The sequence below is a fragment of the Micromonospora sp. LOL_015 genome (genome assembly GCF_048060275.1).
Lineage (GTDB): Bacteria > Actinomycetota > Actinomycetes > Mycobacteriales > Micromonosporaceae > Micromonospora_E.
The window spans coordinates 287432-299259 of record NZ_JBHMIO010000002.1 but is presented as its reverse complement, the minus strand read 5'-3'; the positions used below and the strand labels follow the sequence as shown (position 1 = coordinate 299259).

General features: G+C 68.8%; 14 protein-coding genes, 1 tRNA gene and 1 pseudogene. 7 read left to right on the top strand and 9 right to left on the bottom strand.

All coding sequences use genetic code 11. The annotated features are described in order from the left end of the window. The first annotated feature begins 81 nt into the window (after positions 1–81). A complete protein-coding gene (gene trhA, locus ACFHWU_RS03820) occupies positions 82–759 on the top strand; it encodes a PAQR family membrane homeostasis protein TrhA (protein ID WP_278172704.1) in 678 nt (225 codons plus the stop codon). Positions 760–869: 110 nt separating this feature from the next. Here the strand turns inward: trhA and ACFHWU_RS03815 are convergent, their stop codons facing one another. Then, entirely contained in the window at positions 870–1157 is a 288-nt protein-coding gene (locus ACFHWU_RS03815) for a DUF6458 family protein (RefSeq protein ID WP_416550994.1), read from the bottom strand. A 116-nt stretch (positions 1158–1273) separates the two neighbouring features. Here ACFHWU_RS03815 and ACFHWU_RS03810 point away from each other — a divergent pair, with 116 nt between their 5' ends. Next, positions 1274–1774 (top strand): SixA phosphatase family protein, encoded by a 501-nt coding sequence (locus ACFHWU_RS03810; protein ID WP_416589820.1) that lies wholly within the window; start codon positions 1274–1276, stop codon positions 1772–1774. Positions 1775–1827: 53 nt separating this feature from the next. On the opposite strand, the gene ACFHWU_RS03805 is transcribed toward ACFHWU_RS03810, so the two are convergent. From ACFHWU_RS03805 to ACFHWU_RS03790, 4 genes and pseudogenes are all read right to left on the bottom strand, one after another. Then, a complete protein-coding gene (locus ACFHWU_RS03805) occupies positions 1828–2088 on the bottom strand; it encodes a DUF6458 family protein (RefSeq protein ID WP_123606537.1) in 261 nt (86 codons plus the stop codon). A 102-nt stretch (positions 2089–2190) separates the two neighbouring features. Then, positions 2191–4050 (bottom strand): acyl-CoA dehydrogenase, encoded by a 1860-nt coding sequence (locus tag ACFHWU_RS03800; protein WP_416589819.1) that lies wholly within the window; start codon positions 4048–4050, stop codon positions 2191–2193. Between the two features lie 408 nt (positions 4051–4458). Next, complete coding sequence (locus ACFHWU_RS03795; protein WP_416550991.1) at positions 4459–5589, bottom strand: PP2C family protein-serine/threonine phosphatase; 1131 nt, start codon at positions 5587–5589, stop codon at positions 4459–4461. Positions 5590–5778: 189 nt separating this feature from the next. Further along, a pseudogene (locus ACFHWU_RS03790) lies at positions 5779–6036 on the bottom strand (septal ring lytic transglycosylase RlpA family protein); the annotation flags it as partial. A 205-nt stretch (positions 6037–6241) separates the two neighbouring features. On the opposite strand from ACFHWU_RS03790, the gene ACFHWU_RS03785 reads away from it, so the two are divergent. Next, positions 6242–6832, top strand: coding sequence for a phosphoribosyltransferase family protein (locus ACFHWU_RS03785; protein ID WP_416550990.1), 591 nt, complete (start codon positions 6242–6244; stop codon positions 6830–6832). A gap of 18 nt (positions 6833–6850) precedes the next feature. Here ACFHWU_RS03785 and ACFHWU_RS03780 read toward each other — a convergent pair whose 3' ends face one another. Further along, positions 6851–7294, bottom strand: a complete 444-nt coding sequence (locus tag ACFHWU_RS03780; RefSeq protein WP_416550989.1) for a hypothetical protein — start codon at positions 7292–7294, stop codon at positions 6851–6853. A gap of 74 nt (positions 7295–7368) precedes the next feature. On the opposite strand from ACFHWU_RS03780, the gene ACFHWU_RS03775 reads away from it, so the two are divergent. The 3 genes from ACFHWU_RS03775 (at position 7369) to ACFHWU_RS03765 (ending at position 9114) form a co-directional block, all read left to right on the top strand. Next, on the top strand, positions 7369–8148 hold the full coding sequence (locus tag ACFHWU_RS03775) for a glycosyltransferase family 2 protein (protein ID WP_416550988.1): 780 nt from the start codon (positions 7369–7371) through the stop codon (positions 8146–8148). Between the two features lie 313 nt (positions 8149–8461). Then, positions 8462–8746: a hypothetical protein gene (locus tag ACFHWU_RS03770; protein WP_416550987.1), complete on the top strand. Its 285-nt coding sequence runs from the start codon at positions 8462–8464 to the stop codon at positions 8744–8746. Then, positions 8734–9114: a ribbon-helix-helix protein, CopG family gene (locus ACFHWU_RS03765; RefSeq protein ID WP_416589818.1), complete on the top strand. Its 381-nt coding sequence runs from the start codon at positions 8734–8736 to the stop codon at positions 9112–9114. The genes ACFHWU_RS03770 and ACFHWU_RS03765 overlap by 13 nt, the downstream gene beginning before the upstream one ends. 76 nt (positions 9115–9190) lie before the next feature. Here ACFHWU_RS03765 and ACFHWU_RS03760 read toward each other — a convergent pair. Next, positions 9191–9264: transfer RNA gene (locus ACFHWU_RS03760), tRNA-Gly, on the bottom strand. 146 nt (positions 9265–9410) lie between these two features. Beyond that, a complete protein-coding gene (locus tag ACFHWU_RS03755; protein WP_416589817.1) occupies positions 9411–9926 on the bottom strand; it encodes a pyridoxamine 5'-phosphate oxidase family protein in 516 nt (171 codons plus the stop codon). Positions 9927–10053: 127 nt separating this feature from the next. Between ACFHWU_RS03755 and dcd the strand changes: the two genes are divergently transcribed. Further along, positions 10054–10632 (top strand): dCTP deaminase, encoded by a 579-nt coding sequence (gene dcd, locus ACFHWU_RS03750; RefSeq protein ID WP_416550984.1) that lies wholly within the window; start codon positions 10054–10056, stop codon positions 10630–10632. Positions 10633–10791: 159 nt separating this feature from the next. On the opposite strand, the gene ACFHWU_RS03745 is transcribed toward dcd, so the two are convergent. Then, positions 10792–11823, bottom strand: a complete 1032-nt coding sequence (locus ACFHWU_RS03745) for an NlpC/P60 family protein (protein ID WP_416589816.1) — start codon at positions 11821–11823, stop codon at positions 10792–10794. Positions 11824–11828 lie beyond the last annotated feature (5 nt).

Here is an 11828-nt window from a genome sequence, read left to right as displayed (position 1 = left end):
CGCCGGACGTCAGCTGGACATCAGGCGGACGTGAGGCGATTCACTACCAGCGAGTAACCTACGGTGCCGTAACCTTGTCTGGTGACCACCGAAGCGCCCCTTCGCCTCAAGCCGGTCGACATCGGCAAACCCCGGATGCGCGGCTGGCTGCACACGTACGCATTCTTCGTGGCCCTGGTCAGCGGAATTGTGCTCTGCGCGCTGGCCGCCACCCGACCCGGCTGGACCGCGCTGGTCAGCTGCGTCGTCTACAGCCTGACGGTGTGCGGCCTGTTCGGCACCAGCGCGCTCTATCACCGCCGAGTCTGGTCGGAACGGGCGTACCAGATCATGCGCCGCCTCGACCATTCGATGATCTTCGTCTTCATCGCCGGCACCTACACGCCGTTCTGCCTGCTTCTGCTGCCCGGGCGCAGCGCGGCCACCCTGCTTACCGTGGTCTGGGTCGGTGCGCTGGCCGGGGTGGCGATGAAGCTGATCTGGCCGCATCTGCCGCGCTGGGCCGGCGCCCCGCTCTACATCGCCCTCGGCTGGGTCGCGGTGGTGGTACTACCCGACATTCTGCAGCACGGTGGGGTCACCGCGCTGGTCCTGCTGATCGTCGGCGGTGCGGTCTACAGCGTCGGGGCGATCTTCTACGCGCTGCGCCGCCCCAACCCGTGGCCCACCGTCTTCGGCCACCACGAGTTCTTCCACGCCTGCACCCTCGTCGCCGCGCTGTGCCATCACATCGCGATCTACTTCGCGCTCTACGCCTGACCCGCCACCACCCCGGCGGGGACCGCCCGGTCCGGGATCGTCGGAGATCCTGTTCCGTTCGTGGCAGATCCTGATCCGTCGGGGGGTGGCGGTCTGCTCGGGGTCCGGGATCACCGCCGCACCGGGCCGCCCGGGCGACGCACCTCCCGGTACTGCTCCTCCACGACCCGGTCCGCCTCCACCGGAGCATCCGGTGCCGGCTCGTCCTGCGCGGTCCGGGACACCACCGTACGGCGCCGGCTCTGCCAGAACCACAACGTCAGGGCCAGCCCGAACACGCCGGCCACCATCAACACCCAGCCGACCGTGGTCAGGTCGAGAAAGCCCAGTTCGGCCTCGACCGCGAAGGCCAGGATGGCGCCCAGGGCGATGAGGAAGATACTTCCGCCGATACCCACTTCGTACCTCCTTGGCTGTTGCCGGCACCGTCGTGCCAGCCGGATGCCGCTTGTGAGGTAGCGGCGGGCACGGATGTACCCAGGCGCTTGTGAACTCAATCAGGCAAGCTGAACCGATGACCCGACGCAGCATCGTGCTGCTCCGGCACGCCAAGGCGGAGCAGCCCGAACAGATGGCAGACGAGCAACGCGGGCTCACCCCGCGCGGACATTCGGACGCGGCACACGCCGGGCAGTGGCTGGCCGAACACCAGCTCTGGCCGCAACTGGTGCTCTGCTCGCCAGCCCGGCGTACCCGGCAGACCTGGCAGGAGGCATCGGCGGCGGGTCCGCCGGCACCCGCCCGCTTCGAACCCCGGTTGCACGGCGGGACCGCGGTCGACCTGCTCGGCCTGGTGCGGCAACTGGACAACTCGGTGTCCCGGGTGCTGATCGTCGGGCACAACCCGACGGTCTCCTACGCCTCAGCGCTGCTCGACCCGGTCGGTGCCAGCGACAGCGGACTGCGGACCTGTGGGATCGCCGTTCACGAGTTCACCGGCGACTGGACGGTGTGTGGGCCGCAGGCGGCTCCTGCGACCCACACGTACACCGCCCGGGCTGCCCGTACCAGCTGACCGCGCGGCCCTGATCAGCTCGACCGACGTGGTCAGCCAGGTTGGCGACGTGATCAGTTGGGCGGCTGCGGCGGTTCGGCTGGCGGCGGCACCATCTGCGCCGGATGGGCCAGCTTGTTCTCCTCGACGATGACCGTCCGGGCCCGGCGGCGGCGATCGTTCCAGAACCAGAGCACGGTGAGCAGGATCGCCAACCCGGCCAGGATCAGCACCCAGCCCACGGCCCGCACGTCCAGCCACCAGACGTCGGCCCGGACGGCGTACGCCAGGATGGCGCCTATTGCGATGAGGAAGATTCCACTGCCGATACCCATGCGTGCACTCCTTGTGCGGTGGCTACAAGTTGTGCGGTCGCCTGCTGATCTACCCGCCGGGGAGGGCCCGAAACGGTGGCGGCGGAACCTCCGGTCAGCGGCTCAAAAGGCGTCCTCGGGTAGGTCCATCAGGTCGAGTCCGGTTCCGGCGATGATTCGACGGTCGGCACCGATCCGGGGCAGCACCTCGCTGGCGAAGAACCGGGCGGCGGCCACCTTGCCCTGGTAGAAACTCTGGTCGGCGTCGGAGACCCCGTCGCCGGCCAAGGCGGTCAGGGCGACCTCGGCTTGGCGCTGCAGCAGCCAGGCGATCACCACGTCGCCGAGCGCCAGCAGCAGTCGCCGGCTGCTCAGGCCGACCTTGTACAGCGAGCGCGGCTCGCCGCTCTGCACCTCACCGAGCCAGCCGGTCATCACGCCGAGAATGTTCTGCACCTCGCCGAGCGCCCGGCCGAGCGCGGCGCGCTCCTCCTTGAGCTGGCCATTGCCGCCCTCGGCGGCGATGAAGGCCTGAATCTCGCCGGCGATCGCCATCAGCGACTGGCCGTTGTCCCGGACGATCTTGCGGAAGAACAGGTCGATGCTCTGGATCGCGGTGGTTCCCTCGTACAGGGTGTCGATCTTCGAATCCCGGACGTACTGCTCCAGCGGGTAGTCCTGCAGGAAGCCGGAGCCGCCGAAGGTTTGCAGCGACTCGTGGCCGAGCAGTTCGTACGCCCGTTCCGAGCCACACCCCTTGACCAGGGGCAGCAGCAGGTCGTTGACCCGCTTGGCGAGCTGAACGGTCTCCTCGTTGCCGGCCGCCCGGGCAATGTTGATCTTGTCCTGCCAGCTGGCCGTGTAGCAGACCAACGCACGCAGGCCCTCGGCATACGACTTCTGCAGCATGAGCGACCGACGGACATCGGGGTGGTGGGTGATGGTCACCCGCGGTGCCGATTTGTCAGTCATCTGCAGCAGATCAGCGCCCTGGACCCGGTTCTTGGCGTACTCGAGGGCGTTGAGGTAGCCGGTGGAGAGGGTGGCGATCGCCTTCGTGCCGACCAGCATCCGGGCGTACTCGATGATCAGGAACATCTGCCGGATTCCGTCGTGCACGTCGCCGAGCAGCCAGCCCTTGGCCGGCACGCCATGCTCACCGAAGGTGAGCTCGCAGGTAGTGGAGACCTTCAGCCCCATCTTGTGCTCGACGTTGGTGGCGAACACGCCATTGCGTTCGCCCAGCTCACCGGTTGCCGCGTCGAAGTGGTACTTGGGCACGACGAACAGCGACAGGCCCTTGGTGCCCGGACCACCGGCGCCCTCGACTCCAACCGGACGGGCCAGCACGTAGTGGATGATGTTCTCGCTGAGGTCGTGCTCGCCGCTGGTGATGAAGCGCTTGACGCCCTCGATGTGGTACGAACCGTCCGGCTGCGGGATCGCCCGGGTGCGCCCGGCGCCCACGTCGGAGCCGGCGTCCGGCTCGGTCAGCACCATCGTCGACGCCCACTGCCGCTCGACGAAGAGCTTGGCCCACTCCTTCTGCTCCGGCGTGCCCTCGACGTAGAGGGTGTGCGCGAAGGACGGCCCGGAGGCGTACATCCAGACCGGCGCGTTGGAGCCGAGCACCAGGTCGGCCAACGACCACCACAACGCCCGTGGCGCGTTCGTGCCGCCGAGCTCCTCCGGCAGGTCCAGCCGCCAGAACTCGGCCTGCATGAAGGCCTCGAACGAACGGCGGAACTCGGGCGGCAAGGTCACCGAGTGGGTGGCCGGGTCGAAGACCGGCGGATTGCGGTCGCCCGGCACGAAGCTGGGTGCGAGCTCCTCGCGGGCCAGCCGCTCGACCTCGCTGAGGATGCTCCGGGCGGTGTCGACGTCCAGGTCGGCGTAGGGCGCCTGGCCGAAGGCGCGGTCGGCGCCGAAAACCTCGAACAGGTTGAACTCGAGGTCCCGAAGGTTGCTCTTGTAGTGGGTCATCGCGTGGTGGCCCCGCTCTCAAACAGCTGTTACTGGTCAGTAACCACCACTGTATTACTCCCGGGTAGCCAACGACAAGCGCGCCGTCTGGCAAACCGAGGACAGCAACGGGGCAACTGACGGCCCACCAGTCGTCACCTGTCCGGTATACGGTCGTTTTGCCCGGTGCAAGAGGCAAAAATTGGGCAAAGCCCAAGAAGCGCCGCAGTTGCCATCGGAGGCACAGATGTCCGTCACCCGCCTGCTCAACGCACTGGTCGAACCGATCGCCAGCCGTCGCTACGTCGGCCGGCACCGGGCCCTCGGCGGCACCAACTTCCTGTTCGCGAACGCCCAGCCGGTCTGACCCGCCCGGGGCCTCGGCACCACCTGCCGTGGGCGCTCCGCCCCGGAGGGCGATCCGGCCGGTCAGCCGCCGGGCGCGCCGACTTCCCAACTCGGCACGGCCGGAGCGGGCACCACCCCGGAGCCCGAGTACTCCATCAGGACCAGGGCGATGTCGTCGTCGAGCCGCCCGTACACCCACTCGACCAACGCCGTCTCCAGCGACGCCAGGCCGTCACCGACGGTGCCGTGGCCCAGCAGCCGCCAGGCCCGGTCCGCGGTGGGGAAAAAGGCACCGTCCCGACGTGCCTCGCCCAGTCCGTCGGTGAACAGCAGCAACCGGTCACCCGGCTCGAGACGTTCGACCCGGGGGCGTACCACCGGCATGAACCCGAGCGGCGGCGCCGGAGCCGGCGGTTCCAGCGGGATCACTTCGCCCCGGCGCAGCAGCAGCGGCGCCGGGTGCCCGCAGTTGACGATGGTCAGCGTTCCACCGCGCTCCTCCACCAGAGCGGCGGTGACGAAATCCTCGTCGCCCACGCTGCGCGCCACCGCCCGGTCCAGGTCGGCCACGATGGCCCGCAGATCGGCCCGCTCATAGGCGACGTGCCGGTACGAACCCAGGACGATGCTGGCCAGTCGGACCGCGTCCAGGCCTTTGCCCCGCACATCTCCGATGATCATGCGTACGCCGTACGGCGTGTCGAGCGCCTCATACAGGTCACCGCCGATGTCAGCGGCGGCGGTGGCGGAGATGTAGCGTCCCGCCACGGCGAGCGTGCCGACCTGTGGTCCGAGCGGACGCAACACCGCCTGCTGGGCTACCGACGCCAGCCGCGAAAGCTCGGCGATCTGCTGTGCCTGCCGTTCCCGGATGACCGCCACCGCCGCCGCCAGCCCGGTGGCCAGCGCGATACCGACCACGTTCACCGCGGTCGCCAGCGAGAGCATCTGACCGGTCAGTGCGAAGATGCCACCGACCAGGGTCGCCAGCACCCCGGTGGAGAGCACTACCCGCCACGTCGCGAAGGCCGCCGCGAGGAACGGGGCAGCGGCGACCAGACCGACGTAGTTGACACCGGACCCGTCCGCGATCTCCACCACGGAGACGAGCGCGAGCAGCACCAGGGCCGCGCCGAGGCCGACGCGGGAACCAGCGCTGAGTGGGCGGCGGCCGCCCATCGGGATGATGTGCATGGGTACGCGAAACAGCATGACTCATCGGTGGCGGTGGCCCAACGAAGTTGGCCTGTCGTCTGATCCGGATATAGCCACCCGGAGTATTGGACAACCACGGCACCCTGGCTATCCCCCGGGCGGGCGGTGAGCGGTTGCTCAACCTGTGGGCAAACCTGAATATGGCACATCACGCCGTTGACCAGCAGCTCGACACTGAGTGGCAACTCAGGATCGCGGTAAGTCGCCGAGAATCTCGTAGCGGACCTGGAGGTGGCCCAGGTCAAGAGCCGCAATCTTCGCGAAAGCGGCACGGGCCAGGTCGAGGCACCGCCCGTCGACGAACGGTCCACGACCGTTGATCCGAACCACCACGCTGGCACCGGTCTGCGGGTTGGTCACCGCACCTGAGTGTCGAACGGCAGGGTACGGTGCGCGGCGGTCCCCGACGGGTCGAACGACTCGCCGTTCGCGGTGGGCCTGGGCCTCGTTCTGGGTCGGGGACGGCCCGCCGGTCGGGGACGGTTTCGGCGTCGAGGCGGCTCGGTCGGCCCCACGTGCCGCCCGGGTCGACGCGGTCGAGCGGTCTGGCACAGGGGAGCCGGCCGCCGCACGGTAGCCGTAGCAGGCCGTGCCGTGTCAAGTGTGCCCGGCAGATTCACCGGCCGAGGAGCCCCGGCATACTCGGCCGGTGACCGACGCCGCAGCCGGCGACGCGCCGGACCCGATCGACCTTCGGCAGCTGCTGATCGACACCTTCGTCTGGCACGACCCCGGCCCGGCCAGCAGCCATCTGGTGAGCGACCTGTCCGGGTGGTGGCGACACCCCCGGATCCTCGCCGGGATCGGCCCGGCCCTAGCCGAGCTGGCCAGCGCCGGCCTGGCCGACGCGGACCGGCCGAGCACGGTGATGACCCCGCAGGTCACCGGGCTGCTTGTCGGCCCGCTGGTGGCGACAGCGCTCGGCGTCGGCGTCGTACCCGCGTACAAGGAGGATCCGCAGCGGACAATCGCAGACGCGACCACCTGGACCACGACGGCGCCCGACTACCGGGGCCGCACGCTGCGGCTCGGTGTCCGTGACCGGCACCTCGGCCCAGGCGACCGGGTCCTGCTGGTCGACGACTGGGTCACCAGCGGCGCGCAGCTGCGGGCCATGGCGCAGCTCGCCGCGGCTCGCGGGGCGGTCGTCGTCGGCAGCGCGGTGATCGTCGCCGACTGCCCGCCCGCCGTCGTCGACGAACTCCGGATCCGCAGCCTGATCCACAGCAAGGACCTGTGAACCGCCGGGTCGGATCGGCTACGGCGTCGCCTCGTGTCCCGGTCGGCCGACGGTACGCCGGGCCTGCTTCATCTCTGCCTCGTGGATGTGCCGGCGGCCGCCCACCAGCGCCTCCCGGGCCGCCCGCTCGACCGCCTGGAAGGTAGCGTAGTAACCGTCGTCGAACTCCTCGACGATCTGAAACGTCCAGCGGCCCGGCAGGACGTTGCGACCGATCAGCTCCGTCTCGACCCGGTCAGCCATGTGCCGGTGACCGGCCCCGCGCAGCAGCTGGACGACCCGGTCCAGGGTCGCGTCCGCGCCGCCGATCAGTTGGTGCATCGAGTAGAGGTGGCCACGGGCCCGGTGCACCGTCTCCAGTGCCTTACTCAACTCGCCGAGCGCCGCGACCGTGGCGTCGTCCACCCCTCGAGGTCGGGCGTGTTCGGCATCCACAGCCGGCAGATCCTTCGGTTCCGACATGGAACATTCGTACCAGAGACCGGGGCGCCACAACACTGGGTCAACGATCAACGACCCATAGTAGAGTTGGAGCGATGCGCCCGCCCCCGCAGACCATCTCGGTGGTCACTCCTGTCCATCCCGCGAGCATCCCGTACCTCGCCGACGCGTACGCCTCGCTTCGGGCGCAGCGGATGCCGCCTGGCTGGCAGTGGCGCTGGCTGGTGCAGGAGGACGGGCAGACCGGTGCGGTCGCCGCCGCGCTGCCTCAGGACCGACGGATCAGCGTCGGCCACAACCGCCCTGGTGGCCCCGGCGTCACCCGCACCATGGCGCTGTCCCGCGTCGACGGGCCGCTGGTCAAGGTGCTCGACGCCGACGACCGGCTGACCTCCGACGCGCTGGCCCATGACATCGCGATCCTCACCGCCGACCCGACGGTCGGCTGGACGACGGCGGCGGCGCTCGATCTGCTGAGCGACCACAGCACGATACGGATGGCCACCGATCCACCGGGCGGCCGGTTGCCCGCCGGTACGGTCCACCGGTGCTGGCAGGAGGACGCCTACCGGCTGCCGGTGCACCCGGCGACGCTGTGCATCCGTACGGACCTGCTGCTGGCCCTGGGCGGCTGGCTGGCGCTGCCCGCCTCGGAGGACACCGGGCTACTCCTCGCCGCGAGCACGGTCAGCGACGGTCACTTCATCGACGAGCCGGGGTTGCTCTACCGGAAGTGGCCCGGGCAGGTGACCAACCAGCAGGCTCACTGGTCCCCGACGGAACGGGCCGACCGGATCCAGGTGATCGAAAGCCGGGTCGCCGCGCTGGCGCTGCTGGGTATCGGCCCGACGTCGTCCACACCGCAAGGTCGGTGATGACGCGCGGCGGTCGTTGCACGCAGTGTGCCCCCTCGGGCCGGTGGTCACCTGTTCAGCTTGATGCCGCAGGTGCATCAGGATGCACCTGCGGCATCACGTCCGCCGAGGCGGCGTGGTTCTGAGGCGGCCTCCCGTAACCTGGGCTGGCCTTGATCATCCTGGCCTACTGACACGCCAATGGCACGACCGGACAGCGCGCAGGGAACTCTCACCGCAACCACAGATCGAGTTGCCTGGCCGAGCCCTTGCCTGCGGCCGAGTACACGTGTCATCCTAGCCAGGACAGGTTTCGTCGGACAAAATGCGATGCGTGGCCAGGTACAGGTACTCGTGGGCGCAGTCCGCCGGCAAGCACAACATAGCGCAACAACGATCACGGTACGTCATCGAACACTGCGGTCAGCCGTACGCCCTTCCACCAGAACCCCCGGACCGGCCAGAACGGCTGCTGTTCCTCGGCGACGACAGGGACGGCGTCGCTCTCGAAGTCGTCGCCATCGAGTTGTTGGACGGGACGCTACGCGTGATCCACTCCATGGACATGCGACCTAAGTACAACCGGCTCTACAAGGAGGCGAAGCCATGGCGGGTGTAACGCGAACGACGAAGGACCGAACGACCTCCACGACCTCTAACAAGGCAAAGGCACCGCGCCGAGCAACCACCACCGGAGCCCGGGCGACTCGGGCAGCCAGCCGACAGGCCAAGAACGGTACAGCGCTCACGTCGCAGCTGGAGAGCGAGCTGGTCGCAGAGGCAGAGGCTGGATACGACCCCGACAGTCTCGCCCCCCGCCGGGTCGGCAGACCGCCGCTTTCCAGCAGCGGCGGCGCCTCGCACAAGATCAGCATCCGAGTTGATGACCAAACCTACGAAATGATCAAAAAGGTGGCAGAGCTGACCAACCGCAGCCCCAGCGAGTTGATCCGCGAAGTACTGCAGGCCGCGTACCCACGGAAGTAGGAACCTCGCGACGATCCCGCGTACGTACAGCGCAAGCCCTGGTTGGGATGATGGCCCCGACCAGGGCTTCGTGTGTTGGAGCGGGTGACGGGAATCGAACCCGCACTGTCAGCTTGGGAAGCTGATGTTCTGCCATTGAACTACACCCGCGAGCGGACCCACTCTACCCGGTCAGCCCGGTCACTGCGCAACAGGCCCGGCCGCCAACCGAGCACAGCATGGGGTACGGCTCGACACCCGTCGACCGGGCGTCAACGGGTAGGGCGTCGACGCGTCGGCCGGTGCCACGCGGCGGGTCAGCAGGCGACCGGGGTCGGCACCGGGTGGGAGACGCTGCCGCTGGTCGGGTCGAGCCAGACCTGGACGGCTGGTTGCCGTGGCGCCGCCGCCGCGTAGTGGCCGGTGCTGCCACCGCGTTGCGCCACCATCGCCACGTCGACGGAGAACTCGAACAGTCGCCAGTCGACGTGCGGCACGGCCCCGAGATCGCTGGCGAGCCGACCCACCTTGGCCGGATCGGTGACCGGATGCGCCCGACCTGCCAGGTACGCCTCGTCGTCACTCTCCTCCGGCGGGAACGAGTGCAGCGCGTACCGGCCATCCCGCTCCAGGTCACGCCGCTTCGGCGAGTCGATGATGAAGCAGAACAGCCCGTTGTCGGTGATCACCGGGGAGACCGGGTGCACCCGGGGACCACCGTCGGCTCGGACGGTGGCGAGGTAGCCGAGGCCGGGACCGTACTGCTGCATGAGGAGTCGGATCGCCGTGGCCAGGCGGGGCTCGTCGGCTGCGAACTCGGACCAGGTTGCCATGCGATGATTCTATCGAACATGTGTACGAAGAGATAGGGGGATCGCCCGTCCAGGCCAATCCGGGTACGTACCGGCCGGACAGCCGGCCGCGCGGTCGCACCGGCCGGACGGTCGCTATCGTGTGACGATGCTTCTCTCCGACCGGGACATCGTCGCGGAGACCAAGACCGGCGGACTCTCCCTCGAGCCGTTCGAACCTTCGCTCGTCCAGCCGTCGAGCATCGATGTCCGGCTCGACCGGTATTTCCGGGTCTTCAACAACCACCTGTACACCCACATCGACCCGGCGACTCGGCAGGACGATCTGACGTCCCAGGTCGAGGTGCCCAGCGGCGACCCGTTCGTACTGCACCCCGGTGAGTTCGTCCTCGCCTCCACGCTCGAGGTCGTCTCGCTCGGCGACGGCCTGGCCGCCCGGCTGGAGGGCAAGTCGAGCCTGGGTCGGCTGGGCCTGCTGACCCACTCCACCGCCGGCTTCATCGACCCCGGCTTCTCCGGCCACGTGACGTTGGAGTTGTCCAACGTGGCCAACCTGCCGATCAAGCTCTGGCCCGGGATGAGAATCGGCCAGCTGTGCATCTTCCGGCTCTCGTCGACGTCCGAGCATCCGTACGGGTCGGCGGTCTACGGATCCCGGTACCAGGGACAGCGTGGACCCACTCCGAGCCGGTCCTGGCAGCGGTGGCGCACCTGGCCGACCAGCTGAACGGCTGGGCTGTCGCAGCGCCGGCGCGCCGGCGGTGGGGAGGCGAAAGGCGCCCTCCCAAGCCGGGGGGAGACATGGGAGGGCGCCTTTCCGGTGGCCGGTGCTGCCGCTTGACGGGGGGATCAGCGGCATGCGCCAGGCCATGGGGAGGAGTGAGGTCTAGCCGGGCCTGCCGTAACTGTGCACACTCGAACCGATCTTGCGCATCTGCACCGGTTCGCCCGCCTGGGAGGCGTGCACGATCCAGCCGTTACCCACGTACATGCCGACGTGGGAGAGCCCGCTGTAGTAGAAGATGAGGTCGCCGGGGCGCAACTCGTCCCGGCTGACGTTGGCGGTCATTTGGCGCTGCCGGGCGGCGTTGTGCGGCAGCGTGACGCCGGCCTGCGCCCAAGCGGCCAGGGTGAGACCCGAACAGTCGTAGCTGCCCGGTCCCGCTGAACCCCAGACGTACGGCTTGCCGATCTGCGCACAGGCAAAGGTGACCGCCTTGCCGGCCGCACCGCCGGGGTAAGTCGCCGGGCAGGGCGCGGGACGCAGCGAGCCGAGGGTGTTGGTCGAGCCGTACGCCTCCAGGCGCAGGTCCTGCAACCGGTCAACCTCGGCGTCGATCTCCTTGGCCTTCGCCGCCAGCTGAGCCTCGGTGCTGGTCAGCTCGACGATCAAATCGTCGAGCGGGGCCTTCTTCGCGGCGTACTCGTTCCTGAGGTCGACGACGGCCTGCACGTCGCGGGCCTGCCGCCGGGCGAACTGGTCCAGCAGCTCGAGCTGGTCGGCGAGGTGGGTCGGCTTGCCGTTGGTCAGGATCGCGTTGAAGACCGACGGACTACCACCCTTGTACGACCGGGCGGCGAACTCGCTGACCCGGTCCATCGCCAGGTCGATCTGGATCTGCAGTGGCTTGATCTTCTTCTGTAGTTCGTCCGCCTGCTTCTTTTTGGCGGCAAGGTCCTGCCGTACGGCATTGTGCCGTTCGATCGTTGGTTCGAGCTCGGCCCAGACCTCGTCGATCTGCGACTCGATCTCGGCGACGGTGGGCTGCGCCTGCGCCGGCGCTGCTACCAGCAGCAGACCGACGCCGGTGGTGGCGGCGACCAACGCGGTGAGTACTCGGCTAGGGTCGTGCGGCGATTTTCGCCGATGGTCGCGGCTGGACCACCGGAGGTATCGCCGAGGGGCGCTCGTAGCCACCGGAC